Source organism: Kaistella sp. 97-N-M2, assembly GCF_021513235.1.
Taxonomy (GTDB): Bacteria; Bacteroidota; Bacteroidia; order Flavobacteriales; family Weeksellaceae; genus Kaistella.
In genome coordinates this window covers 1,408,905-1,434,557 of the sequence record NZ_CP090976.1, presented here as the reverse complement: position 1 = coordinate 1,434,557, position 25,653 = coordinate 1,408,905, and the positions used below count along the sequence as shown (strand labels likewise).

Sequence of the window (25,653 nt, the reverse complement as noted above, 5' to 3'; positions counted from 1 at the left end):
AAAAAGCAACCAAAATGGTTGCTTTATATCGTCTCGCGGCGATTTATTTCTTCTCTTCCACTGGGGATATCCGGGAAACGCTGTTGCGTAAATTCTCTGGAAATGGCAGCTTTTTCAAATTTCAGCTTACCGGAAAGCGTTTCAATTACTACGCCGTCTTCCTGAATCTGGGCAATTCTGCCGTGCATTCCGGAGGTGGTAACTACTCTGCTTCCTACTTTCAGTTCGGATTGAAAGTTTTTTTCCTGTTTCGATTTTTTCATCTGTGGACGAATCATCAGAAAATAAAATCCGACAAACATTAAGCCCATCATCAGCATTGTTGGCATCAACGAACTTTCGGCGCCGGCCGCAGCCTGTAAAAATATTGCTATCATAGTATATTGTAATTATAAAATTAAGGTTGAATGTCTGCAGTAAAGGAGATCACCATTGGGGCTTTTTCCACATTTGCATAAATTTCTGCCTGTTTGTTAACCATTCCGTCGAAACTGGAAGAATCGAATTTTAACGTAATTTTTCCTTTTTGTCCCGGCATAATCGGCTCTTTGGTATAATCCGGCACGGTACAGCCACAGCCCGGTTTCACCTGAGAAATGATAAGTGGATTGGTTCCGGTATTTGTAATTTCGTACGTATGTTCTTTATGATCGCCTTTTTTAATTTTTCCGAATTCAAAATTGGATTCCGAAAGTGCCACCGTTGTTAAAGGTTTCGCCTGCGCTTCCTTCACCATTTCGTCGGGTGACGCAACTACCGGCGCCGTTGCTGCCGTTTCATCGCTTACGATTAACTGATCTGCTTTCTGATCTTTTTTGCAAGCCACTAAGCTTAGCGCTACCACTAAGGGTACGATTTTAAGTAAATTTTTCATAACTATTTCTAATTTCTGTTTAAATCCTTGGTGTATTTATCTAAAATTCCGTTGATGAAAATGTTGGAACGGTCGGAAGAAAATACTTTACAAATCTCGATGTATTCGTTAATAATCACCCGGCCCGGCGTTAAGGGAAAATAATTTAACTCGGAGATGGCAGCGATTAAAATAATTTTATCCAGGAGGGAAATCCTTTCCAAATCCCAGTTGTCTAACATAGAACCAATTTTCTTTTCGGTCTCTTCCCAATGATTAAGGGCTTCTTTTAGCAGCTTGCGTGCAAAATCCCTGTCGTCCTCATCTTTAATCATTTTAATTAAAGTATGGCTTGGTTCGTTTTCTTTCAGAAAACCTATGGTCTTTTGCATCATCGAATTGGCGATATGGTAATCGTCAGCCCAGCTCATTTCCTTTTCTTCCACATGCTCGTGAAAATCATCGTTTTCAGCGATATACCTCAAAAATAATTTTCCAATAAATTTTTGATCATCCTCAAAGGAATATCCGTCCTCCTTCATGAAATCCTGATAGCGTTTTCCCGCCGTCATTCTTTGGAACGTCTTCACCAGCAGTTCATGGTTGATGTCCCATTTTAAATCCTGATGCTTGGAAGTGAAGGAAAGTCTTTCGTCGTTTTCTTCGATCTTCTTCAGAACCTGATTGCCAATAAATTTTTGATTGGGGTTTGAATTTTCTTCGGTTTTAATATATTTATTTTTACCGATCTCCATTTGTTTTTCTGCGAGCGCCTTTAAACCTACGAGAAAATTGAGCTGATAAATGTAAAGATGATAGATTTTCTCGATTTCCGAGAACATATTTTTCTCTAAAATATCGAACTTAATGGGGTTTTGTTGATAAGAATACAACGATCCTACCACTTTTTCGCGAATTTGTCTTCTTCCTAACATTTCAAAGAACTTTTTGTGGGTGCAAAGATAACATTTTTTTAGAACTGACTTCATTTTCAGTGGGCCGGCCTCACAAAAATCACCCGATCAATTTTCATTTTCTTACTTTTGCCTATTCATAATTCAGCAGAAAAGCGAGAAAAAAAATGAACGCACTCAAAACGCTCAATCCCTATTTTTGGAAGCACCGGATCCTTTTATTCTGGGGTTTGCTTTTTATTATAGCGAGTAATTTCTTTAATATTTTCAAGGTACAGTATGTAGGAAAATCCGTGGACGAAATCGCAAAAACAACGAATTTGGGTTTCAACAAACAGGTTTTAATTTACGTGGCCATTATTGTAGGATCTTCTTTGTTAACGGGATTTTTCACCTTCATGATGCGCCAAACCATTATTGTTTCTTCGCGCCGAATAGAGTATGAACTCAAAAATAAAATTTACAGCCATTACCAGGAATTGTCTTTAACGGACTTTAAAAAAACTACAATTGGAGATCTGATGAACCGGCTGAGCGAAGACGTGGTGGCGGTGAGAATGTACCTGGGTCCCGGCGTTATGTATATCGCGAACTTACTTATTTTGCTGGTCATCACCTGCATTTATATGGTTCGGACGGACGTTACGATGACGATTTGGTCCCTTTTGCCCCTGCCCATTTTATCGTACGGAATTTATAAAGTGAGCTCCATCATCAACAAAAAGTCTAAGGTGATGCAGAAAAGTCAATCCGCGATTTCTACGTTTGTGCAGGACAGTTTTTCGGGAATTCGGGTCGTGAAGTTTTTCGCGAAAGAAAAATATATCGAAAATAATTACGGCGCCAAAGTAAAAGATTATCAGGATAAAGCGCTGGATCTGGCAAAAACGGAAGCCTACTTTTTTACGATCATTATTTTTGTGATTGGTCTTTTAAATGTGGTCATTCTTTTTATCGGCGGCACCAAATACATGAACAATGTACTTTCGGTGGGTAAAATCGCAGATTTTTTCCTTTATATCAACATTCTTATTTTCCCTTTTTCCATGTTGGGATGGGTAACATCCATCAATCAACGGGCAGAAGCATCGATGTCGCGAATTAATGAATTTCTTGACATGAAGAGCGACATCATCAACACCAATCACGAAAACTACCCTATAAAAGGAGATATCGAGTTCCGCAATGTCTCATACGTCTATCCGAACACGGGAATAAAAGCCTTGAACAAACTCAGTTTTAAAATAGAAGCCGGAAAATCGCTCGCTATTATGGGTAAAACCGGCAGCGGTAAATCCACTATTGCGCTTTTGCTCTGCCGTCTAATCGACCCTACAGAAGGCGAAATCCTCATCGACGGTAAAAATCTGAAGGACCATAATTTGGTGAACTACCGTAAATTCATCGGCTATATTCCGCAGGAAAGTTTTCTGTTTTCCGACACCATCGAAAACAATATCGGCTTTGCCATTGACAATCCTTCCTTAAAACTGGTTGAAGAATTTGCAATAAAAGCAGATGTTCACAAAAATATTATTGAATTTAAGGAGCGCTACAAGACCATGGTGGGCGAACGCGGCGTTATGCTTTCTGGCGGTCAGAAACAGCGGATCTGCATTGCAAGAGCTTTAATAAAAGAACCGAAAATTCTCATATTTGATGATTCGCTCTCGGCGCTGGATACAGAAACTGAAGATAACATTCTGCAGAACATCGAAAATGAAATTACAAAAAGCAGTTCCATCATCATCACACATCGTGCGAGCAGTGCAAAACGTGCAGATAAAATCCTGAATTTAACAGACGCAGAAAGTCCAGAGTTGGTTTAAAATACCGATTCGATAGTGATAATTCGATTTTATTACCCAAAATGTAAAAATAAATTTTGCAATTAAAAGAAATCTTTTATATTTGTTAAACAAGATTTAAACAAAAACTGCACAAATGAGTGATTACAAGGAACGCCACGAAAACGAAATATTTACAAAGGTTTTGAAAGCAGGAAGAAGAACCTATTTCTTCGACGTGCGCGAGACAAAAGCGGGAGATTATTACCTTACCATCACCGAAAGTAAAAAGAACTTTGGAGAGAATGGAGAAGCTTCTTTCGAGAAACATAAGATTTATCTGTACAAAGAGGATTTTAAGACCTTCGAAGAAATGTTTAAAGAATCCACCGATTTTATCATCAGCCAAAAAGGTGAGGATGTGATTTCCGAAAAACACGATAAAGATTTCAAAACCCGCTCATTTACGATCGAATCGGACGACGAAGTTTAGATAAAAGAAAATTTACAAAAAAGCATTCCAGAATTTACTGGAATGCTTTTTTTTAGTTAGGTTTGATTTTGCTTAAATCAAAAGGCTTAAAGAAGTAATTTCATTTACATCATTTAAACAAAAAACGCATTGAAAATCAATGCGTTTTAACTTTGGGTGGATGATGGGTCTCGAACCCACGACCTTCGGTACCACAAACCGACGTTCTAACCAACTGAACTACAACCACCGTTTGAGAGTGCAAATATAGTATTTTTACAAATATTACAAAATTATTCCGTCGAAATTTTTAAAAGCCAACAACTTTTCTGTCGTAAATCCCTCTGCAAAGGCTACACCAGACAATCGGCCTAAGTCCTGAGCACGGTAAGTAAGGCTTTCCAGGAAATCTTTGGTAGCGATTGGCGTCATCGGTTCCTCAGAATTGGGATCGTAAAACTGTGTTTTATAGGCCAAACATGCTTCAATCTTTTTTTCCATAAAGTCGGAGATGTCGATTACGAAATCGGGCGTTATATTTTTCCACTGAATATAATGAAAAACGTGCTTGGGGCGCCAGGGCTGTTGATTTTTGCCCTCTCCAACCGTTTCTATTTTCACAAGTCCTGAAAGGAAACATGCATCGGAAACCAATTTAGACGCTTTTGCATGATCCGGATGGCGGTCATCGATGGCATTGGCTAAAACAATTTCGGGCTGATATTTCCGGATGATTTTTACGATCTGCATTTGATATTCTTCGGAATTCTGTAAAAAGCCGTCTTTCATCTTTAAATTTTCCCGCGCAGAAAGTCCCAGTATTTTTGAAGCGTTTGCGGCTTCTTCTGCCCGCGTAAAATTGGTGCCGCGCGTTCCAAGTTCGCCCTGCGTAAGATCCACGACAGCGACCGTTTTTCCCGCGCTGATGAGTTTGGCAAGGGTGCCGCCACAGCCGAGTTCTACATCATCGGGATGTGCGCCGATGGCTAAAATATCTATTTTCATAAATCAAAGGTACAAAATTGCGAAGATTTACCGGGATGTTTTGGGGCGCGAGCGAAGCGAGCGCCGACCAGCCTAAAAGTAAAGCCTGTACGAAAAATCGGTGGAAGAAAAAACTTCGCCCCATTCCAGCCCCGATGGGAGCATCTGTCTGAGCTCTTTTTGGGATTCCCGCGAAGCCGGGAATCCCAAAAAAGCGAGTGCGGACAGCGGGTGGTTCCCTCGCAGAAGAAACGTGTTAACTTGCTTCAAAGAATTTACTTTACTTCTTCGTAAATGGTGGTTAAAAACTGTCCGTACGACTGCTCTAAACGCGTAATATCGCCGGACTTGAGGTTAATCCCGGCACTTCCGTAAGGATTGGAGTTGACCGAAAAGGCGGAAAACTGAAAATATTGCACGGGTTGATTTTCCTGAGCGGCCAGCTCGACGGATGATCCGAATATTTTTTTCGTGGAAATGGTGTAAATTTCGCCGCCGGAAAGTTTTCTTTTGGCAAAAGTTCGGGGGGCGAAAACGATATTTTCTTTATTGACGGCGATCGTCTGCTTTTTATACGGCGAAGAAATAAGATAGATAACATTGTCTTCTTTGGGAAAGTGGCCGGCTTCCACAAAGTATAAATTGAATTTATAATGCGCGTAATCGAACTTCGAAAGACTTCCGTCTACCGTTTCGAAAGGTTGATAGGAGAAAGCATTGGCGCCTATTTCCTTGGCTTTTTTGTAAATCATTCCAAACATTTTAACGTCATCGTCGGAAAAGCCCTGAACTTCCAGTTCGCCCAAATATTCGGCAGACGTCGTTTCGGCGTTTATCTTATATAAAACTTTGTCGGAATTGGTATGTGATTTCACCACTTTATTTAGCACGACGTTTTGCGCAAAAAAAATCTGCGCGAAAAGCAAAAGGGTAAAACCTGTTATTTTTTTCATGATTTGTTGAGTATTTCAATGCATTCCTCCAGAGAGTTTTGCCAGTATTTCGGCTCTATTCCGTAGGTTTCCTCTATTTTGTCCAGCGCCATGGTGCTACGTTTTGGGCGGCGCGCCGGCGTCGGGTATTCGGCCGTCGTGATGTCCTTAAGTTTAATTTTAGAACCGGATAATTCGGCAATTTTCTGCGCAAATTCGAACCACGTTGCTTCGGGATAGTTCGAGAAATGGAAAATCCCGTACGTTTTTTGTTTTTTTTGCATGATTGTCATCACGGCTTCTGCAAGATCATTGGCGTTGGTGGGTTGCCCATACTGATCGGCAACAATACCCATTTCGTCTTTCACCGAAAATAAATGCAGCATGGTTTTTACAAAGTTTTTATTAAACTCTGAATACAGCCAGGAGGTTCGCAGAACAATCGTTTTAGGATTTAAATCTAAAGCAAGTTCCTCCCCCTTCCGTTTTGAAGCTCCATAAACACCTTGTGGATCTGTAAAATCGTCTTCAGAATAGGAAAGGTTGGTTTCGCCATCGAAAACATAATCGGTGGAAATATGAACGAAAGTACAGTTATTTTCTGCCGCTGCTTCTGCTAAGTTCGCAACGCCGTCTGCATTGACGGCAAAAGCTTTTTCCGGCTCTGTTTCCGCCAAATCTACGGCGGTATAGGCGGCTGCATTCACGCAATAATCCGGCTGGAAATCATAAAAATACGTTGAAACCTGCTCTGCACTGGTAATATCCAAGACTGCAGAATCGGTGAACTCGATCTCAAAACGGTCGTCGTAATCGGCCGCAATTTTCCGGAAACAGTTGCCGAGTTGTCCGTTTGCGCCAATAATTAATATCTTCTTCATATTCTGGTGGCTGATTTGTTATTTCTGCGAAAATGCAACACTCTGCTCTGGAAATCTTTTTCTTCTAAATCTACCAAAAACTTCCGAAACAGATCTTTGGTTTCTTCCGGCTGAGAAGCCGAGGCGCGGGTTTTCATATTAAAATAAATCACGGTGAGCCACAAAATACTGTGAATTGTTTTTCCGTCTTCGCTCTTCATCAAAATTTCCACCTTAGAAATGCGGTCTCCAAGCTCGATAGTTTTGCTCGTAATAACGACCTTCGCATTGTACCGAACTTCTTTTAAATAGGCAATTTCGTTCTGCACGGTAATCCAGGTACAGCCGGTTATGCGTGTATATTCTTCGTAGGTAAAACCATAGCCGTTTTCTACATGGTCTTCTCGGGCGTTTAGCATATATTCCAGATATTTTACGTTATTGAGATGCCCAATAGGATCGCAATCACTGAAGCGTACTTTTACTACTGATGAGATTTCTTTTTCCATTTTACAAAATTAAAAAAACCATCCCGAATGGTCGGGATGGTTTTGTTTATAGAAATTAATTCCTAAAGACCTAATTCTTTTTTTACCAACGGCGTCGCATCTGGACCTCCTTTGTAAATTAATGCCGTAGAATCGATAACGAATTCGTATCCGTTTGCTTTTGCTACTTTGGATACGGCATTGTTTAGTTTTTCGATAATGGGCTTAACAGCTGCGTCTCTTCTTTGAGACAAATCGTTTTGCGCGGTTTGTTGAAGCTGCTGCAGGTTTTGTTGTTTTTTTTGCAATTCAGCTTCTTTGGCTGTTCTTTGTGCTTCTGTCATTTTAGCGCCATCGGCCTGGTATTGCTGAACTTCTTTTTGAAAACTTTCGGCTTGCTTATTAAGCTCGTCACCTTTGGTTTTGCTGAAAGTATCTAGTTCTGTGGTCATTTTCTTAGTTTCCGGCATTGCAGCTAAAACTGCTTCATAATCCATGGAAGCAACTTTCTGAGCATTTGCAACTCCTACGGTTACAAACATCATTACTGCTGCAAATAATACACTTAATTTTTTCATAATAAGGGATAAATTGATTTATTGTTTTAAATTTATTTCGTTGTCTTTCTGGCCTGTTCCATCGCTTTTCCTCCGCGCGAGTCCTGCAGTGCTTTCGCTTTTTCGGTTCGCATCTCGTCCGAACTTCGGGCGGGTCTATTTGGAGATTCTGTACGTTTATTTACCGAATTTTTCAGCAGCAAATCTAAGACTTTATCGGTATAATCATATCTTTTTTCCAGAAAAATTACACTAATGTTGTTGCTTTTATCAAGAATGATGCCTAAGCTGTTTTTCTCAGATACCGTCTTAATGGCGTTCCAAATTTGGTCCTGAAAAGGTTTGGTTAAATTCGACCGCGCATTATTGATCTCGCCCAGAGAACCAAAACGGTTATTGATCATTGTCTTGATCTTCTTATCTAAATCATCAACTTCTTTTTGACGCTGTTTCAACTGATCGCCTACCAAAAGAACTCTTTCATTTTCCAAAAGCAGTTTCTTTTTGTCGAACTCCGACTGCAACGTTTGAATTTCGGTTTGCCAGTTTGTGATCTGAGCATTTAAACGGTCTTCGGCATCTTTGTACTGCGGAAGCTTGCTCAAAATATAATTAGTATCCACCACTCCAATCTTCTGCGCGCTTAAAAGTCCCGCAAAAAGAATAAAAAGTGCTGAAAATAATTTAAACTTTTTCATCTTTATTTTGTTATAATGATTGGTTCATCAGGAAGTGGGTTTTCCATCCTGCAGGTTCTGTACCCTGAATTGTTTTATCAAACCCGTACGCAAAATCAAATCCAATTAATCCAAAAGCACCCATGTAAACACGAATTCCAACTCCGGCAGCCCTTTTCAACTGAAAAGGATTATAACTTCCGAACGAGTTCCAGGCGTTACCACCTTCGAGAAAGGTGAGGGCATAAATTTTTGCCGTTTGGTTCATGGAGATTGGATATCTCATTTCCAGAGCGAATCTGTTATAAATTGTTGCTCCACCGTACGGCGTTACATCTTCGGCAGCGCCACCCGTGGAGGAAGAGTTTTCATATCCTCTTAGTGGAACCAGTTCTCGTCCGTCGTACCGTCCGCCAATCAAACCTGTTCCACCTACATAAAATCTTTCAAATGGCGGCGCACCCAATTCTTTGTTGTAGCCATCCAGGAATCCCATTTCGGCAGTACTTCTCAATACCAATTTGCCGACTACAGTATTGTAAACATCGGCTTTTAATTTAACTTTATAAAATTCGAGCAGTTTGTATTTCTCTACCGGCGCCAATGTAGAATAATCTTTTTTGTTGAAAAGAGAGTAAGGCGGCGTGAACTTCACAGTGGCTTCCAAATTAGAACCCTGAGTTGGGAAGATAGGATCCAAACCGGCAGAATTTCTACTTAAACCGACATTAAAACTAAAGTTTTTCGCAGATCCGTTATATTCGGTTGTATTTCCGAACTGAAAAGGATAATTGTTAAAGTCGTAGCTCTGGAACTGAATTCCGGTATAAAGAGAGAAATAATCATCCGGCCATCTCAATTGTCTGTTCAATCCTGCACTTGCGGAGAAAATATTTAATTTCTGAGTCGCGCCGAACTGATCGGTGTATCGCACCAAAGATTGATTTACACTTACGGAAAGTGCTGTGGGTTTCGTACCAAACAACCAGGGCTCTGTGAAGGAAATTCCATAATTCTGGAAGTATTGCCCAGCCTGCGCCTGAATGGAAAGCGTTTGCCCATCTCCTTGCGGAACCGGTTTGAAATCTTTAAACTTCAAAAAGTTGCTTAGGGAGAAATTATTAAAGGTTAATCCTAAAGTTCCGATAAACGAACCGCCACCATAACCAGCCTGAAGCTGCACCTGTGAAGATCCTTTTTCCACTAAAGTCCAGTGAATATCTACGGTGTTATCCTGCGAATTCGGTACAATGTTTTGCCCCACCTGTTGTGGATCAAAAAATGACATTCCGGCTAAATCAAAGTAAGTTCTTTTGATGTCGCTTTTCGCGAATAAACTGCCGGGCTTTGTACGCAAAGACCGAAGAATTACGTGGTCATGGGTAGTCGTGTTTCCACTCCAGGTTACACGGTTCCAGGTCGCTTTTTCGCCTTCGTTGATTCTGATTTCCAAATTGATGGAATCGCCAACCACCGATTTTTCAATGGGTGTAACATTGGAGAAAAGGTAACCATTGTTCATGTAGATGGATTTCAAGTCGGAATCATCTTCTTTTCCGCCATCTTCGCCTACTTTTTTGTTGAAGCCTACTGCATCGTAAATATCGCCGGTTTTATAACCTAGAATTTTCTGCAGATATTCCGTAGAAAAAGCCGAATTACCTAAAATGGTAATGTCACCGATATAGTATTTCTTTCCTTCATTCAGTTTAACGTTAATTTCAAAATCGTTTTTTGGATTTCTCCAAACTGAATCTGAAACAATGGTCGCATCCCGAAATCCGAGGGATCGGTAATAGTTGATCAGGTTTTCTTTGTCGTCGTTATATTTTTCTTCGATGAATTTGGACGGTTTTAAAATCCCTTTAATTCCGAAGCTTTTTTGTCTCGTGTCTTTAAAGGCTTTTTTCCGCAGCTTCGAATCGGTAACGCTTTCATTACCTTCAAATTCAATATGACTGATCTTAATTTTCTTGCCTTTATCTACATTAATGGTCCAGTCTACGAGGTTCGGATCCTGCGCGTTCACTTTATCCTGAATGGTAATTTTCGCATCGGAAAAACCTTTTTTGTAATATTCTTTCGGAATATTGGTTTTCAGCGTCGAAACTAAATTCTCGGTGATTTTGGTTCCGGGTTTTAAGTTGTTGTCTTTCGCCAGCTTTTCGCTTTTGGATTTTCCAATGCCTTTTCCGGTAAATTTCACTTCACCCAATTCCTTTAAATCCTGCAAATTAAAACGCAAAACAATTTGATCGCCTTCTATACTTTGAATGTAGACTTCCACTTCCGAAAACGACTGGGTTTCCCAAAGTTTTTTAATAGCGTTGCTGATCTTTTGACCGGGAATTTCAACGCTCTCATTTTTATTTAAACCGGTAAATCTTAAGATTTGAGCGGGGGTATATTTTTTTACACCATCTACAACAATGTCTTTTAGGATATAAGTTCCGGCTTCGTTTTGTGCGTAAACCGGGGAATTTTCCTGATTATTTTGCTCGGGGGTAATTTGACCATAGAAATGTGCCGAAGCCACAAACATGATGATGGGTAAGAATTTAAACTTCATTTTTATCTTGCTAACTTTTCTTTTTATATATTTTCGTCGAGCTGTTCACTGGTTTTGCCAAAGCGTCTTTCTTTGTTCTGATAATCGTAGAGGCACTTAAATAAATCCTCTCTGCCGAAATCCGGCCAAAGTATATCCAAAAACTGCAACTCCGAATAGGCAATCTGCCAAAGCAGAAAATTACTGATGCGCACCTCGCCGCTTGTTCGGATAAGCAGATCTACGGGTGGAAAATCTTTCGTATAAAGATGATCTTCAAAAACTTTTTCGTTAATATCTTCTTCCTGAAGTTCGCCGGATTTTACTTTTGCGCTAATTTGCTTTACGGCATTCAAAATTTCATTCTGAGAACCGTAGCTCAAGGCCAAAATTAAATTTCCGCGTGTATTGTTCTTCGTAATGTCTACCAAATGAAGCATTTGATGGCGCACGAGTTCCGGTAACTTCTCTACATCTCCAATCACATGCATGCGTAAACCTTTGGAGAAAATTTCTTCCGCCTCCAAAAGTAAGGTTTCAGAAATAAGACTCATCAAGGTACTCACTTCATCGTTCGGACGCTTCCAGTTCTCGGAGGAAAAAGTGTAAAGGGTTAAGTAGGGAATATGAATTTCGTTACAGGCATTTACGACCTCACGAACGGCTTTGATGGCATTTTTGTGGCCAAAAGTTCTTTCTTCACCGCGGGATTTTGCCCATCTTCCGTTCCCATCCATAATGATGGCAACATGTTTCGGAAGCTGATCCAAATTTAATTTATCTTTTATCGACTGCATTTTACTGTCCACAATAACAAGGTGGTCTACCGAATGAGTATGAAAGCCCCAGTGTTACTGAGTTTACCCAATCTTTTGAATTAATATTTCCGATCTGTCGGTTTTCTAAAAAGGCTTTTGCGCGTGCCTCTGCAACTTCTCTGTAAGGGCTTTCCTGCAAAATAGATTTTGTGGTGCCGGCCACAACAATGTCTTTATTGTAGGTTTGCTTGACGCTTTTATCATCAATAACACTGTAATCAATGGAATCTGAGAAAGTTGGCCGAAACATAAACTCACCGAAAAGTGCCCAGTTATAATTAAATTTATATTTCAAACCCACTCCAAAAGGGATGGCCACGGCAAGTTGTTTTCCGCTGACGTAAGTTTCAGTTGTTTCAAAATCCTGGCCGTTGGTTGGCGCAAGCGCATTACCACCCCCATCTCTTTTAAAATCGTTTACGAAATTCACCTTCGTCGTATTGGCAAGCAAACCGCCAATTCCACCAAATATATAAGGACTCAACAAGCCTTTCTGCTCATCATTCACTGGGAAAAAATTATATTCGAAAATCAAATCTGCTTCGATGATGGAATTGGTTCCCCAAAGCCTGCGGTTTCTTCTGTACGTTTCTTTCGCTACGGCGTCGATAAACTGAATATGGCTGTATCCAACGTTTAAGCGAACCGTTTGGTATGGATTAAAATTCATTCTGTACAGGGCGCCCAGATAAAACGGAATCCCGTAGTCTGCGATATTTCTTAACACCGGTTTTTGTAAAACGTAATTGGTTCTACCAATATCTCCTATCAAATTACTCATACCCATCTGCACCCCTATTTCGTGCCGCTGTCCTTTGTAGGAAACCGAAATAAAAAGAAACGCGAGCAAGGAATAAATAATCTTCTTTTGCATGAATGACTGGACCTCAATTTTCATAAATAATTTTGCAAATATAAAACATTTTTACTTTAAGGAAATTCTTAATTTTTAGTTAAATAACCTCAAAAAAGCATAATTTTTTGAATTAAAAACGGTAATAAAATCTTTTTATGATTCCATTAAAAATAAAACCCTCCTTTGCGGGGGTTTTATTTTTTAATTTTTTCCGAAAACTTTTCTGAGTTTATTTCTAATCTTTATAAAGACCGGTTCCTGATAATTTTTATCTTCATCAAAATAACCGTAACCGTAGCCGTAGCCGTATCCATAGCCATAACCGTATCCCTGTTGCACTTGGAAATCGTTGTACACCAACCCAAGATTCTGCACCTCGCGGTTATGGTATTTTTCGGTAATCATCTTCAACATATATTTTTCTGTGTATTCATGGCGAACTACGTAGATACTTGCCGCAGCATATTTCATCAGTTCGAAGGAATCAGCAACCAATCCGACGGGCGGCGAATCGATGATTATGAAATCATAAATCTCCTTTAAATCTTTTATAAACTGAATATTCTTTTCGCTCATCAACAATTCCGACGGATTTGGTGGAATGGGACCCGACGTGGCTACGTGCAGATTTGGAATTCGGGTGGTGTTGATAATGTTTTCCATTTCAACTTCTCCCGTTAGAAAATTCGAGATTCCGTATTTATTATCAATTTTAAAATCTCCGAAAATTTTGGGCTTCCGCAAATCCATTCCCAGCAAGATCGTTTTTTTACCGCTTAAACCTAAAACCGACGCTATATTAATGGAAACATACGTTTTTCCTTCGCCACCTACTGAGGAGGTTACCAAAATAACTTTCGACTGATCATCTTCTTTGTGAAGAAATCGCAGATTAGCCCGAATCCCACGAAAAGCCTCAGAAATGGAAGATCTCGGCTGCTCCAAAACAGTTAAATTATTATCATGCGTATTTTTGCCAACCACGCCCAGTAGGGGGATTTTGGTCGCCTGCAGCAATTCTTTAATGTTTCTGATTCTGCTGTCCAGAACTTCGGAAATCGCTAAAATTAAAAGTGGCAAAAGCAACAAACCGCCGATAATGGAATATTTTGTTTTCTGCACATCCGGTGCGATAGGAGCCTGGCCTAGATTTTTCGCGGGGTCGATGACCGTGATGTCCGACTTATTGGTGGCAACCCGAATTTGCGTTTCGTTCTGTTTGGAAAGCAGGCTGTTGTAAGTGGCTTCAATCATATTGTAGCCGCGTTCTGCATCCAAATACCTGCGTTCTTTTTCGGGATAGGAAACCAAATCGCCACTTTCGCCCGCGATTTGATGATCGATTTTTGTAATCTCATTAACGTAGGTCGTATAATAATTTCGAAGGGAACCTGTTGAATTTCCACGGGCTTCGTTAATCAGGCGGTTGATCTCCAGCATGGGTTCGGAGTTCGGGGTGTAAATTAAGGCGAGTTCTCTCCGTTTTATGTAAAGTGCTTTCAGTTCCGAAACCGTGGCAGTAAACTCGCCATCTTCGATGCCGGCTGAATTCATGCTAATCATGCGGTCTAAATTCTGAGACGCAAGAGTATTTTTAATATTGTTCAGCGAGTTGATTTTCGTGATGATATCCGCTTTTCGGCTCTCCAGATCTTTAATTCTCTGCAGGGACTTTTCGTCGCGGTCCTTAATGTCGTATAACCCTTCGGAAACTTTCATATGATTTAAAACCGCGGCGCTGGAATCTAATTTTTTTCGGATTGAAGCCAGATTTTCGAAGAGGTAATTTTCGGTGTTTTTATCAACGGTATTTCGGTCGATCAATCTTTTTTTCTGCAGTTCATCAACGGAGGTATTGAGGAAGTTAACCGTTCCATTCAGATTGTAACCGCTCTTACTGATGATCATGATGGTGTTGATCTCCTTATCGAAATCAACCCCAATACTCGACACCAAACTGTTCACGGTCTGATTAACGGTGGAAAGCGTGAGGATAATGTTATCCAGCTTGATGGGTGTATTTTGAGGATTTTTGCGAAGTTTAAATTTTAAATTAGGAGAAACATACCATTCGTCCACCGAAATAATTTTGTTCACTGGCCGGTTATAGTTGGGGACTATCGTATAATTTTCCGTTACATAAGAATAAAGCGAAGTGGTTTGGCCTTCTTCCGGCAGAATTACTTCATAGCGGCTTCCGCCTTTCGGGATGAGCGTGATCGCATAATCCACCTGCTGCGGATGCGCGCGATCGATCTCTAAAAAAATCGGAGAATCATACTTATCAAGATACGTCTGTTTAATGAGGCCTTTCGTAGCATAATTCACATATAAATCGAGCTGATTCACCAAATATTCGTTATGAGATCGGGAAAGAAGCATTTTCTTTAGATAAATTCCGTCCTGATTGCCGTTTTGCCCCCAAATAAAATTGATGGACTGGTTCGGCGTAAAATAGCTCGCCGTATTGTTCGAGATGCTTAATGATAAATTGGAAGCGTAAATTCTCTGTGCGTAATATTTGCTGTAAACCCAGGAAATGCCGTACCCCAAAGTAGCCATCAGCACAAACCAATACCAGTTTTTAAGGATCCTGCGGAGGAAATTTTCGAAATCGAAAAAGGCAAAAGAACCTGCTTTGTCATTTTGCTCTGAAGATTTGGACGTGTTTTCTTTTGCCGGAATCATCTTAGAGTCTTGTTAAAATTAAGAAAATTGATAAGGCAGTTGTAAGCACGGAAACTCCTGTAGTAAGCGTTTGCACGGGATCTTTACCCAAACCGTTCAGGTTTTTCGCCCGTGTGTTCAGAAAAATTTCATCACCATTTTGCACCCAATAATAAGGAGAATTCATAACGTCTTCGCGGGTGAGATCGATCTTTGCAATTTTAATTCCTTCCGGCAGTTTGCGGTGAATTACGATATTGGTACGGTCTACCGTTCGGTTTAAACCTCCGTTCATCGCGAAAGCTTCTGTAATGGTTAAGGTGTTTTTGTGGGCTTTCTTCTCGCCGCTTATTTCTACGGTTTCTACATCGCCTAAGAGGTAATACGTGATTCCATCGGTGTTGAGCCGAACTTCAGATTTGCCTTCCAAAAAATTTTCGTTCACGCGGTTTTGAATTTCCTGCGTAACATCTTCAATGGTTCGTCCTTCCGCCTTCACAAAGCCAATGCCCATGATGTTGATGTCGCCTTTGGAGTCAACTTTTAGCCCGTTAAAATAAAAATTGGAGTTTCCACCCTGCTGGCCGGTGGTGCTTGCTGAGGAACTCACTGCCCCGGTGTTCGCTCCTTCTTTGGGCGCGTTGAGCGCGGAATAAAACTGTGCGGCGTCGCCTTTCGGAGTGGTCACGATATTCAGGTTCAGCATGTCGTTCCTTGTAATTCGGTAAACCGGAATATTGTAAGGAACCAAACCTTCCTCATTGATGACCAGATTTTCGTTGGGTTGCATATATCGCACATCTTTCGTGGATGTACAGGAACTTAGGACCAGCGATAAGATTAAAAAAAGTAGAATTTTATATATTTTCATCAGTTTTAGTGTGGATTTACAAAAATAACAAATAATTAATTAGCTTTCTTTCTTGTTAAAAAAATAACTTTTGGAATGTAGGCACCAATAAATCCCAAGACGATGATCACCAAAAGTAAAACATTTACATTAATGTGCCGCAGGTAAAAAGCTACGCCGACAATAAATAAATAGTACAAAATAATATAAAATGTAGACCGGCGATGGGTTAAACCCAACTCTAAAAGCGAGTGATGGATATGATTTTTATCTGCGATAAACGGAGATTTGCCCGTGGATAAACGAATAATGATCACATTTAAAGTATCAATTATTGGAAGAATAAGGATGGCGATGGCGATGGCCGGCGCGGATTGCAGATAATACCTCGGCACTTCCGGAAGTTGCTTATCGATGAAAATATCAATAAAGCATATCGCCGTAAAAGCTAATAAAAACCCCAGAATCATAGATCCGGTGTCGCCCATAAAAACTTTATTGGTGCGGTAACTGGAAAGATTATAGTAAAGAAAGCCGACCACGGAACCGATAATCACGCCGGAAAGCACAACCAAAGGATAATTATATTCGCCCAACCGGAAATAACTGATGCCAAACAGCGCACTGCAGATAATGGAATATCCGCCTGCCAAACCGTCGATACCGTCAATCAGATTGAAAGCATTAATTAAAACGATAAACGTGAAAATACTGATCATCACGCTGAAGAAATACGACAGTTCATACACAGCGAAAACGCCGAAAAAACTACGGATTCGCACATCCGACCCAATAACGATTAAAGCGGTTACCACGATTTGAGCCAGCAGTTTTTTGTAGGCACGCATGATCACAATATCGTCCATCACACCAATGTAGAGCAGGATCACCAGAGAAGCAAATAAAAATTTGTACAGATCGAAAAGTTCAAACGCAAAAATCGACGCACAGACCGCAAGCGAATAAAAGATGGCTATTCCGCCTAAATTGGGGATTTTCCGAAGATGCGAACTTCGCGTCCCGGGCTCATCCATCAAGTTCTTTCGTTTGGAAATTTTCACGATGGTGGGAATCGACAAAAAGGTGAGCAAAAAGGAACACAGCACTCCCAGCCCAAGTTTCAAATAAAAAACAGGAAGGCCAATTGTTGCAAGAATGTCTTTAAGTTCGTTCATTTATAATTACCAGAGTGCGTTATCATATCTCTCGGTTGTAAAGCCGCCACGATGCCCGTTTCCACTGCCAAAGTAAAAAAACATGGCAATAAAGTAAGTCATAAAACCTACATATAAAATTTGCCTGGTGCGGTCTTTCACGGCATAAACCAGATTGCTCAGGCAAAACATCGTCACAAAAAACATATACGCCCCGGGCAGGCGAACTGCAAAAATTTCGTTCGACCGGAAGAAGTAAAACATCGCCATGCCAAAAACGGCAAGATTCCGCATGTATTCATACCACCAAACTTCTTCGCACCCTTTTTTATCGTACCGAATTAAAATAAAGATAAAAATTATTTTCACAATATCATTCAAACCCGTTTCAACCTGAGTACCGTAATACCGGTCATCCAAATAACCGGTATAGGCACCCGAAATATCCTGCGGCGAAATTGAACTGAAGAACGAGCCGCCCAGCCGGTAAAGTTCGAAAGGCGAAGACAAAACCGCAACCACTAAAATCCAGAATATCCGTTTACTGCTTAGAGGAATTTTCACCAGCCAGTACGCGGGAAGAAAAACGATAGCGGTTTTATGAAAACCCAGGGCGATGTAAATGCACAGCAGAAATAAAGGCAGATTTCGGTCTTTGATAAATTTAAAGGAAGCCACGCACACCGCAATACCCAAACCCTGCCGCATCTGCCCGGAATCCTCAAAAAACATAATAGGCATAAAGTAAAACAGTAAAGCCAAAGACGGAAAAGCAACATTGCTGTAAATGGCACTGAACTTTAACGACACTGCAATCACCGCCATCACCAAGGTAACAATGTAAAAAGGCAGACCAAAATCGAAAACCAGTTTGTTAATCAGAACAAACAGCCATTCGATCTCCTCCGTATTGGGACGAAATAGCGCTTTATCGAAAACATCACCATACGTCGTATAAATGGCGAAACCGGAAAAAAGCATCCTGTAAATCGGATAATCCGCGCCCACATCGATCCGAAAACCGACGGCTATAATAATTAAAACCGCGGCAATCCACACAAAAATGCTTTGCTTTTTCTCTAACCGAAAAATCTCCCAGTAACTCGCAAAGGCAAGAAAGAGAAAAATCACAATAAAAATGGGGTGGAGAACCGGCATTGGTTAATGGATGTTAAACTAATTTCCGCAACAGCTTCTCCTGCCTTAAGAAATAAAGTAAGTAATAAATTTTTTTTCTTAAAGACAAAGATAGAAGATAATTCTTTCCAAAGCGTTGATACCCTATAATTTCTGAACGTGATATCTTCTTTTTTTGATGAATTTTTGCAGCTCTTCCGACATTTCGGCATACACTTTTTCATCTTTTACAAAAGCCAGATAAGCCAAAAACGAATAGATCCCTTCTAAAATCTGAAAGTTTTTGAACTCGGCCTTTTTTGTAGAATAAACGGAGCTTTTGAACGCAACCTCCACATCCTCAACAGCCTGCAAAATATCCAGACCTTTCTCCGTGTGTGTTTTGGAGAGAGAATCTTTCCGTTCCAAATATTGATAATGAAAATTTTGGGTTTGGGCGATCGTAGCCGAAGCCAAAACCAACTGCGGAATAAGCTGAATATCTTCAAAATGAACGCCTTTTTTAAACCGTTTATTTTGAAATAAATCTTTCCGGAAAATCTTATTGCAGGCAAAATAGCTGATATCCGAAAACACTGAAAAATGTGTTGCAAGATCAATTTTTTCCGGCATATTTGGAATTTGAGTGAGCTTTTGCGTTACATTTCCGCCTTCGTTCACTTTTTGAAGATTGCAGATTACGATCTCTGCAGCATGTTTTATTGCGAGCTTGTACATATCTTCGAACATGGTTGGCGAAACAAAATCGTCACTGTCGACAAATCCTAGAAATTCGCCGCGCGCCCACTCTAACCCAAAATTCCGCGCATCGCTCAAACCGCCGTTTTCTTTCGTAAACGCTTTAATTATTAAAGGAAAACGCTCTTGAAATTCCTCTATAATTATTTGAGATTCATCCGTGCTGCCATCATTAACGACTAAAATTTCAATATCCTGCAACGTTTGATGCACCAAGGAATCTAAACATTTCCGCAGATATTTCCCGACATTAAATACAGGAACAATAATAGAAACTTTAATCATTTGGTGATAATTTGCGCAACCGTTTATAAAGATAATAATCTTTTCCGATGGGCCGTATTTTATAAATACACCGCAATATTTTTGGCGCATTATTGTGAATTTTCGCGATCGGATACGCTTTTATGAGTTTATATTCGTGCGCAAATTCAGATGCATCCTCAGGTTTTAAACGGTAGAAACTGCTTTCGGTCCCGGGTTTCTGGGCGATGGTTAAAATATAATCGGGTTGAAATCTCTTCACCGAATTGCGCCACCAAAACTGATCGTCTTTCAGCATTTCTTCCGTAATTTTTTTGCTCACCAGCCCAACCTCATCGTACGTAAAAAGATTCGTGTAAAAAGGAATAATTCCTGCGGGCTCCAGTAAAACAGACTGTTTCATGGAAACGTGATCACTGTTAATATCTGCCGCGATCTGCATCCGTTGGCGCTCTTCCATGTACCCAATGGTGTAGGACTGCAAAAGTTGAAAGGCGTACAAAGCCAAAACACCCAGAAAAACCGCCGGAATTAAAAGTTTGCATTTTAATTTAACAAAATCCAGAACATAGAACAGAATAATTACAAACATAAAAACCCGCGGAAGCCAGTAATACCAATCGAAATAAGCTTGAAACCACGCAAAAACTGTAATTTTTAATAAAGCAAATGCCAACATTGCCAGTAAAATCCATCTTGTTTTATACGGAACCCGCCTGTGGTCTTTGTAAACTTTAAAAACAGAAAAACCCAAAAGCATTAAGAATGCGACAAAAAGAAGCAGCGTGTAAACCGAATATTTTTTGATGAGTCCGCCGTAGTACGCCCACTGATAAAGGAAATGAGAAAAACTGTTGTTCTGAATCAGATTTTTATAGGCAATTTTTTTAGCCGTAATCGTGTGGTTTACCAGTTCTCCAAAGTAAAAATAGTTGAAAGAAACAACGCTGATCACTCCTGCAATGCCACCTAAAATAAAAAATAAATTTATTTTTTTCCGAATAATGACATCGGCTGCAAAGAAAACTCCCAAAAAGATCACCGTGTCCATCCGCGTCCACAGCATTAAGACCGGAAAGAGAAAATAAGCCCAGTTTTTTCCTTTGAAAATACCAAAATAAATAAGGCCGCTGTACAGAAAAAACAGAATCCCATACTCCATGCCGAGGCCCGAGGCGGTAAGTGCGGGTGGAAGCATGTTCAGGAAAATCACGAAAAAACCGCGTTTAAAAAGATCCGTCGGGAAGAGAATTTTGCCAAGCCAGAAAGAGCCGACCGCAAAAAGAACTCCGCTAAAAATAAGCAGCGGACCTATAAAATTTTCGTCGAAAATCAGTTGAAAAAAAGCCGAAACCAGGACATAAAGATGCGTGGTCGACGCGGAAATGCGCTCGTTTCCATTGAAGCCGATGACGCCATAATTCAGTAGATTACGCGCAACACGCCACGTGATAAAAGAATCTTCCTGAATGTTTTTGGTTAAAAACAAAGGCAACTTCAATATCGCCGTGATACCGATCAACAAAAAGGGATTATTAAAAATTTTAGATAAAGCGCTTTTCATCGTCAGGTTCGGCATCTAATTTATTTAACGGAAGAAAATCAGTTTCTTAAAAAGCGTGGATTCAAAAAGCCTTTTTTGGCTTCATCGTATTCCCACTTCGCGCACGGAATTAAATTCTGCACCTTTTCGTCTTCGCCAAAATACCACAGATTGCTGAACGTGTCGCGTTTAAAAGCATATTGTCCGTCGTCGATCATCACCCAAAATGTTTCATAAGACCGTTCCAAAGGATGGGATTTTTGAATATTGATGCCTTCGAGCAAATGCCAAATCATCTGCGCCAAAAGCTGGTGGTTCAAAAATTCTGCAGAATTGGCGTTGAAATTAAAGATTCCTACGGATTTCAGGTTTTCGCTAAGGCCGGTTTCCTTCATGTATGCGCAAATTTCCCTTTTGTTTAGACCGTTCACTTGTGGGTTGGCCGAAAAACCATCGCCCAAACTTTCGACTGCATCGCAATTTACAGTTACCAAATCCGCGCGCCGAAAATAGGGTTCGGTTTTTTCCGTAGAATTCATCATTTCCGCCAGGCGGAGCACATCAAATTCAACTTCCTTCATCAGTTTCACGGAGTCCATCTCGTTTAGATGTTTCTGATAGCCGAGATGATGATAATTTTTGATGCTGAATTCCTTCGAACTTAAAATTTTTGACAGGAAGTTTTTTTCCGTGATTTCATTCGTATCATTCAACAAGGAAATAATATTGGAAACCTGCGTATAATTTATATTCTTCTGATGAAAGTTTAAGGCTGAAAAGAGCGAAAAAGCCAAATCGTTACTGCCGCCAACCACCACCGGAATGGAATTTTTCGAGTGACACATCGAAAGAATTTCCTGCAAAATATAGTGCGTATCGCCATGCGATTTCCCCGAAATTAAATCGCCCAGATCACAAACCGGCACCTCGAAATCCAGTTTTGAAAGCTTATAGAGTTCCTGACGAACCCTTTTGAAATCGAGGATTTCTGCCGCGCCATTTTCCAAACCGCGGTAATCGAAGCAGAAGATCAAAACAATTCCATCTTCGGGAATTTCTGTGGATATTAAATTTCCAAGTTGCCATTTTTCGGTTTTAAAATCTTTGGGCGGAAGTAGAATTTCGTCGATATTCATTGCGGTGTAATGAAGGTTTTATGGTTATTAGAAGAAAAAACAATCTCAACAAAAGTAACAAAAAAAGCACAACCTTAACGATTGTGCTTTTTTTCAAGTCAATATAATTCTAGTGTTTGATGAGTTTCCTGGAAACGATGGAACCATCGTTCATAAAAATTTTCAAAATGTAAATCCCTTTCTGAACTGTAGTAGCATCTACCCGTCCGTTTTGCACTGTGCCTCTCAAAACCAACTTTCCGCTGAAATCGTAAATTTCATAATTCTTCGAATTCGGATTGTTGATGGAGAATTCATCTTTAAAAGGATTCGGATATACTTTTAGCTCATTATTTTGGGCTTGACTTATAACTTGATCTCCCTCTGTTCCCAAAACAATATCGGGATTATTTTTAGTGACAGGAACTCCTAACAGGCGGCGCTCATCTTTGGCGCAACGAACACTCATCCCGGCCTGCGGATAAACACCGGTTCCGGTCTGCATTTTGTCACCCTGAAACTGCATGGCTAAAGCAAAGCCGGTATTCATATCGGCGAGCGAAGCGGTCCAAACGCCGGAGCGTTCTAAGCCCACATTTTTGCCACCGAGTTCGCCTCTGATCCCATCGCGTGGAAAATTTCCGATATTAAAGGTTGGGTTTTCAAATTTCCAGCCATTAGTGGATTCAACCGAGCCGCCATAAAAACTGGCAATATCGTGCCACTGATCCTGAATAACGCCGGGTTTTCCGTAGGCATCTGCATGATAACCGTTGTACCAGGGTGAATTCCCTTTAGATCCTGTGTAAAGATTGGTGAAAGAAACATCGGGAACCCGCCATCCTTCCGGACAAGGATCAAATGGTGATTTTTTATCGCCATGTCCCCATCGGTCGCCGGCCTGCCCTCTCTCATCTGAAACCCAATCATTAACTTTCGTCAGATCGTTGGCGTAATGGTTTCCGCCATCATATAGCATTCCCTGCTTATCATGATAAAGAAAAGTTAAGGGGTTTGCGATAGAGGAAATAATGTTTTCCTGAATTTTCTTGTACGAAATACTGTTCGTGGAGCCGTACGTTTGATAAGGCTTGGTGTACTTCGAAATATACTGCGAGGCATCAATACCGTCATACGCAGGCGAACTTCCTTTAACAAAAACCGACGGAGAAAATGTGCTTACAAAGGATGGAATAGGGTCTTTTCTTCCCCACTGGTAATGAAGTCCATTAGCGTAACCCGATGCAATGTCGCTTTTTTGAGCCCCAAGATTTCTATCCATAAAAACCGTTTGTAAAGCCGGCATTTTGCTGGAGGTGGGATTAATGAAATTGAAATCTGCAGGAATTGCTTCTTCTGTGGCGTAGGTAACTGTATTTACCGTTGGATCTTCGTCTGCGGCCCAAATATGCCAGCTCCAAAGTGCGGGACTGTCCTCCGCGTTACTGTTATGAAGAGAAATAACTGCATTTCCTTTTTTTTGCGGATTAATTTGCACCTCAATGGTGGACAGTCGGGCGTCGATTGGATTATTAGCCAATACCAAATCTGAAATTAATTCTTCATTTGAAGACCACAACACTTTCGCCATCAAATTATCTGCGTTTGCCGATTCGTGGTCGGTTAACAATTGGTTGTAGACCGAAAATGCTTTGCGCACGGGAATTGATAAATGTGTTTCATCCACAACAATGTAAGAGTTCGGATCGTCAAGACCTTCTTTAAAATTATCTTCTTGATTTTTAAAGTATTCCGTTGCAAAATCACCGATAAGCGCAAGATTAGGATCGCGCATACACTTTACGGCATTTCCGGATCTTGTCGGGTTTGTTTGATTGTTATAAATGGCATGAAGACCTACACTTGTGTTTGTTCGCACGGGATCTGAAACCATGGAAAAAAGTCGGGCACCATCGTAAGCAAAGGTGGCACTCCACAAACCGCCGTTGGCGGAATTATCCTGAAACGTAATTCCTACCGGCGCGTTGGGTGCAGCTGAATTTGGATAATAAACATAGCCGCCTGAAACGGGCAATAATCCTAAATTTCTTTCGCCGCCGTTGGAATTGGTGAAATCCATGCCGAGACCGGGATAAATTTTAATACCGTCTAACATCGGATTAGGAGTGTTCGGATAAAACTCTCTGTATTCGGCCGCGCTGTCGTCATTAAAACCATTGTTCTTTCTGCCGAAAAAAGCTAAATTATTGTTCTGAGTTTCTCTGCCGTAATAGGACGGGACGCGCCATCCGTTCGGGCACGGGTCTAATTCAGACTTTAATTCATAGGAAAGGCTTTCGTTTTTGAGTGTGGTATTGGAACTGTTTCCGTTGCTGTTTCCTCCTTTCGCGTTATCGGACCATAAATCCCAGGTCATGTAATTGGGGCTTGCTCCCGGTACTTTGTATCTGCTGCTGGAAAACCAGTTGCCTCCGGCGTCGGTATTGATGATATAAGTGAGCGGATTTTTGACGGCAAACTGCATATTTTTTTCAATTTCGTCAAAAGGCCTTACCTGAACCGGGATCGTATTTACAGGATCAATTTCTTTATGTCTTAAAATGCCGACCTCGCCGGTAATGGCATAGAAATCCGCATCTTTATAAACCAAGGGTGGGAAGGGATCTTTTCGGCCCCATTCGTACATCAGCCCACCGGACTTCTGCCATTGGTTTCCCAAAAATGTATTGCTTGTGGCACCCAGGTTTCTATCCATATATTGAACAATAATCGGGTTTCCATTCAGGTCGGTTTCGGTACCTTGGCTGTAAACAACACCGTCTTCAGGATTGTCGGTTACCCAAATATGCCAGCTCCAGTAAATGGTTTCATTAACCTTAAAAGCAACAACGGCGTTTCCTTTGCCTTTGCCTTTATTAATTTCAACGCGGATTTTGGACTGGGAAGCCTCTGCGCCGGGAACGATACTTACTTTTTTGATCATTCCGGGGACATCCTGCCAGTAGACCGAAGCACTTTGTACGCCGGCGGGGATTGGATTTGAAGCACCATTGGATTTCAAATATTCGTATTGGGACCACATTTCATAGGCTTTTACTACGGGAATATCGAGTCCGCCGTATCCTTGGGCATTCGCCGCATCCAAATCGTAAATATAACTATTGGGAGCCTTCGCGTTATTCGTCGTTTGCGAATACGCTGCATTTGCTAAAAAGCAAAAGAAGAACAAATGAATCTTTATCATAGAAAAAAAAATTTACAATTTTTACTGTAATTTTTTTTAACATCGTTGTTTTGTGTTGGCTTTATCCATTCATTTGTGATGTCGCAAATATATAAATTTATCCTTATGAACAAAACAATAGTTTTAAAAATATGATAAAAATTAGGTGTTATATATTGTTAATACGTTACAAATACTCCATTTACACCGTATAACTATCTTATATTCAAGACATAAGATAAAATTTAGACTATA

Annotated in this window: 21 protein-coding genes, 1 tRNA gene and 1 pseudogene; 2 read left to right on the top strand and 21 right to left on the bottom strand. The window is 40.6% G+C overall.

Annotated elements, in window-relative coordinates:
- Positions 1–23 precede the first annotated feature (23 nt).
- Genes yajC through nusB form a run of 3 tightly spaced genes read right to left on the bottom strand, consistent with a single transcriptional unit; the run spans position 24 to position 1,788 of the window.
- Positions 24–377, bottom strand: coding sequence for a preprotein translocase subunit YajC (gene yajC / locus L0B70_RS06865; protein WP_235143535.1), 354 nt, complete (start codon positions 375–377; stop codon positions 24–26).
- Between the two features lie 20 nt (positions 378–397).
- Entirely contained in the window at positions 398–874 is a 477-nt protein-coding gene (locus tag L0B70_RS06860; protein WP_235143534.1) for a DUF1573 domain-containing protein, read from the bottom strand.
- A gap of 8 nt (positions 875–882) precedes the next feature.
- Complete coding sequence (gene nusB, locus L0B70_RS06855; RefSeq protein ID WP_235143533.1) at positions 883–1,788, bottom strand: transcription antitermination factor NusB; 906 nt, start codon at positions 1,786–1,788, stop codon at positions 883–885.
- Positions 1,789–1,934: 146 nt separating this feature from the next.
- Here nusB and L0B70_RS06850 point away from each other — a divergent pair, with 146 nt between their 5' ends.
- Together L0B70_RS06850 and L0B70_RS06845 are read left to right on the top strand one after the other, a co-directional pair.
- The gene (locus L0B70_RS06850) at positions 1,935–3,596 is read left to right on the top strand and encodes an ABC transporter ATP-binding protein (RefSeq protein WP_235143532.1); all 1,662 of its coding nucleotides are present in this window, start codon (positions 1,935–1,937) and stop codon (positions 3,594–3,596) included.
- Positions 3,597–3,711: 115 nt separating this feature from the next.
- A complete protein-coding gene (locus tag L0B70_RS06845) occupies positions 3,712–4,047 on the top strand; it encodes a DUF3276 family protein (protein WP_235143531.1) in 336 nt (111 codons plus the stop codon).
- A gap of 155 nt (positions 4,048–4,202) precedes the next feature.
- Here L0B70_RS06845 and L0B70_RS06840 read toward each other — a convergent pair.
- From L0B70_RS06840 to L0B70_RS06755, 18 genes and pseudogenes are all read right to left on the bottom strand, one after another.
- Positions 4,203–4,276: transfer RNA gene (locus L0B70_RS06840), tRNA-His, on the bottom strand.
- A 35-nt stretch (positions 4,277–4,311) separates the two neighbouring features.
- Complete coding sequence (bshB1, locus tag L0B70_RS06835; protein ID WP_235143530.1) at positions 4,312–5,031, bottom strand: bacillithiol biosynthesis deacetylase BshB1; 720 nt, start codon at positions 5,029–5,031, stop codon at positions 4,312–4,314.
- Between the two features lie 254 nt (positions 5,032–5,285).
- Positions 5,286–5,963: a hypothetical protein gene (locus L0B70_RS06830; protein ID WP_235143529.1), complete on the bottom strand. Its 678-nt coding sequence runs from the start codon at positions 5,961–5,963 to the stop codon at positions 5,286–5,288.
- Positions 5,960–6,823 (bottom strand): dTDP-4-dehydrorhamnose reductase, encoded by an 864-nt coding sequence (rfbD, locus tag L0B70_RS06825; protein ID WP_235143528.1) that lies wholly within the window; start codon positions 6,821–6,823, stop codon positions 5,960–5,962. The genes L0B70_RS06830 and rfbD overlap by 4 nt, the downstream gene beginning before the upstream one ends.
- Positions 6,820–7,311 carry a thioesterase family protein gene (locus L0B70_RS06820; protein WP_235143527.1) on the bottom strand — a complete coding sequence of 164 codons (492 nt, stop codon included), beginning with the start codon at positions 7,309–7,311 and terminating at the stop codon, positions 6,820–6,822. The genes rfbD and L0B70_RS06820 overlap by 4 nt, the downstream gene beginning before the upstream one ends.
- A gap of 62 nt (positions 7,312–7,373) precedes the next feature.
- Positions 7,374–7,868 carry an OmpH family outer membrane protein gene (locus tag L0B70_RS06815; RefSeq protein WP_235143526.1) on the bottom strand — a complete coding sequence of 165 codons (495 nt, stop codon included), beginning with the start codon at positions 7,866–7,868 and terminating at the stop codon, positions 7,374–7,376.
- 32 nt (positions 7,869–7,900) lie between these two features.
- Positions 7,901–8,545: an OmpH family outer membrane protein gene (locus tag L0B70_RS06810; RefSeq protein WP_235143525.1), complete on the bottom strand. Its 645-nt coding sequence runs from the start codon at positions 8,543–8,545 to the stop codon at positions 7,901–7,903.
- Between the two features lie 10 nt (positions 8,546–8,555).
- A complete protein-coding gene (locus tag L0B70_RS06805) occupies positions 8,556–11,093 on the bottom strand; it encodes an outer membrane protein assembly factor (protein WP_235143524.1) in 2,538 nt (845 codons plus the stop codon).
- Between the two features lie 23 nt (positions 11,094–11,116).
- Positions 11,117–11,869 (bottom strand): isoprenyl transferase, encoded by a 753-nt coding sequence (locus L0B70_RS06800; protein ID WP_235143523.1) that lies wholly within the window; start codon positions 11,867–11,869, stop codon positions 11,117–11,119.
- A gap of 1 nt (position 11,870) precedes the next feature.
- Entirely contained in the window at positions 11,871–12,788 is a 918-nt protein-coding gene (locus tag L0B70_RS06795) for a DUF6089 family protein (protein ID WP_235143522.1), read from the bottom strand.
- A 159-nt stretch (positions 12,789–12,947) separates the two neighbouring features.
- Positions 12,948–15,434, bottom strand: a complete 2,487-nt coding sequence (locus L0B70_RS06790) for an exopolysaccharide transport family protein (protein WP_235143521.1) — start codon at positions 15,432–15,434, stop codon at positions 12,948–12,950.
- A gap of 1 nt (position 15,435) precedes the next feature.
- Positions 15,436–16,284: a polysaccharide biosynthesis/export family protein gene (locus L0B70_RS06785; protein WP_235143520.1), complete on the bottom strand. Its 849-nt coding sequence runs from the start codon at positions 16,282–16,284 to the stop codon at positions 15,436–15,438.
- A 35-nt stretch (positions 16,285–16,319) separates the two neighbouring features.
- The gene (locus L0B70_RS06780; RefSeq protein WP_235143519.1) at positions 16,320–17,438 is read right to left on the bottom strand and encodes a glycosyltransferase family 4 protein; all 1,119 of its coding nucleotides are present in this window, start codon (positions 17,436–17,438) and stop codon (positions 16,320–16,322) included.
- A 6-nt stretch (positions 17,439–17,444) separates the two neighbouring features.
- Positions 17,445–18,575: an EpsG family protein gene (locus tag L0B70_RS06775; protein ID WP_235143518.1), complete on the bottom strand. Its 1,131-nt coding sequence runs from the start codon at positions 18,573–18,575 to the stop codon at positions 17,445–17,447.
- Positions 18,576–18,588: 13 nt separating this feature from the next.
- Positions 18,589–19,577: pseudogene (locus L0B70_RS06770) on the bottom strand (glycosyltransferase family 2 protein).
- Positions 19,570–21,135: a hypothetical protein gene (locus tag L0B70_RS06765; RefSeq protein WP_235143517.1), complete on the bottom strand. Its 1,566-nt coding sequence runs from the start codon at positions 21,133–21,135 to the stop codon at positions 19,570–19,572. The pseudogene L0B70_RS06770 and the gene L0B70_RS06765 overlap by 8 nt, the downstream one beginning before the upstream one ends.
- Positions 21,136–21,158: 23 nt before the next feature.
- Positions 21,159–22,235 (bottom strand): arginase, encoded by a 1,077-nt coding sequence (locus L0B70_RS06760; RefSeq protein ID WP_235143516.1) that lies wholly within the window; start codon positions 22,233–22,235, stop codon positions 21,159–21,161.
- Between the two features lie 109 nt (positions 22,236–22,344).
- Positions 22,345–25,419, bottom strand: coding sequence for a T9SS type A sorting domain-containing protein (locus tag L0B70_RS06755; RefSeq protein ID WP_235143515.1), 3,075 nt, complete (start codon positions 25,417–25,419; stop codon positions 22,345–22,347).
- Positions 25,420–25,653: the final 234 nt, after the last annotated feature.

What these genes read in the sequence shown, in the direction of transcription:
- yajC (WP_235143535.1), bottom strand. Translation starts at nt 377, where the DNA reads ATGATAGCAATATTTTTACAGGCTGCGGCCGGCGCCGAAAGTTCGTTG.
- L0B70_RS06860 (WP_235143534.1), bottom strand. Translation starts at nt 874, where the DNA reads ATGAAAAATTTACTTAAAATCGTACCCTTAGTGGTAGCGCTAAGCTTA.
- nusB (WP_235143533.1), bottom strand. Translation starts at nt 1,788, where the DNA reads ATGTTAGGAAGAAGACAAATTCGCGAAAAAGTGGTAGGATCGTTGTAT.
- L0B70_RS06850 (WP_235143532.1), top strand. Translation starts at nt 1,935, where the DNA reads ATGAACGCACTCAAAACGCTCAATCCCTATTTTTGGAAGCACCGGATC.
- L0B70_RS06845 (WP_235143531.1), top strand. Translation starts at nt 3,712, where the DNA reads ATGAGTGATTACAAGGAACGCCACGAAAACGAAATATTTACAAAGGTT.
- bshB1 (WP_235143530.1), bottom strand. Translation starts at nt 5,031, where the DNA reads ATGAAAATAGATATTTTAGCCATCGGCGCACATCCCGATGATGTAGAA.
- L0B70_RS06830 (WP_235143529.1), bottom strand. Translation starts at nt 5,963, where the DNA reads ATGAAAAAAATAACAGGTTTTACCCTTTTGCTTTTCGCGCAGATTTTT.
- rfbD (WP_235143528.1), bottom strand. Translation starts at nt 6,823, where the DNA reads ATGAAGAAGATATTAATTATTGGCGCAAACGGACAACTCGGCAACTGT.
- L0B70_RS06820 (WP_235143527.1), bottom strand. Translation starts at nt 7,311, where the DNA reads ATGGAAAAAGAAATCTCATCAGTAGTAAAAGTACGCTTCAGTGATTGC.
- L0B70_RS06815 (WP_235143526.1), bottom strand. Translation starts at nt 7,868, where the DNA reads ATGAAAAAATTAAGTGTATTATTTGCAGCAGTAATGATGTTTGTAACC.
- L0B70_RS06810 (WP_235143525.1), bottom strand. Translation starts at nt 8,545, where the DNA reads ATGAAAAAGTTTAAATTATTTTCAGCACTTTTTATTCTTTTTGCGGGA.
- L0B70_RS06805 (WP_235143524.1), bottom strand. Translation starts at nt 11,093, where the DNA reads ATGAAGTTTAAATTCTTACCCATCATCATGTTTGTGGCTTCGGCACAT.
- L0B70_RS06800 (WP_235143523.1), bottom strand. Translation starts at nt 11,869, where the DNA reads ATGCAGTCGATAAAAGATAAATTAAATTTGGATCAGCTTCCGAAACAT.
- L0B70_RS06795 (WP_235143522.1), bottom strand. Translation starts at nt 12,788, where the DNA reads ATGAAAATTGAGGTCCAGTCATTCATGCAAAAGAAGATTATTTATTCC.
- L0B70_RS06790 (WP_235143521.1), bottom strand. Translation starts at nt 15,434, where the DNA reads ATGATTCCGGCAAAAGAAAACACGTCCAAATCTTCAGAGCAAAATGAC.
- L0B70_RS06785 (WP_235143520.1), bottom strand. Translation starts at nt 16,284, where the DNA reads ATGAAAATATATAAAATTCTACTTTTTTTAATCTTATCGCTGGTCCTA.
- L0B70_RS06780 (WP_235143519.1), bottom strand. Translation starts at nt 17,438, where the DNA reads ATGAACGAACTTAAAGACATTCTTGCAACAATTGGCCTTCCTGTTTTT.
- L0B70_RS06775 (WP_235143518.1), bottom strand. Translation starts at nt 18,575, where the DNA reads ATGCCGGTTCTCCACCCCATTTTTATTGTGATTTTTCTCTTTCTTGCC.
- L0B70_RS06765 (WP_235143517.1), bottom strand. Translation starts at nt 21,135, where the DNA reads ATGCCGAACCTGACGATGAAAAGCGCTTTATCTAAAATTTTTAATAAT.
- L0B70_RS06760 (WP_235143516.1), bottom strand. Translation starts at nt 22,235, where the DNA reads ATGAATATCGACGAAATTCTACTTCCGCCCAAAGATTTTAAAACCGAA.
- L0B70_RS06755 (WP_235143515.1), bottom strand. Translation starts at nt 25,419, where the DNA reads ATGATAAAGATTCATTTGTTCTTCTTTTGCTTTTTAGCAAATGCAGCG.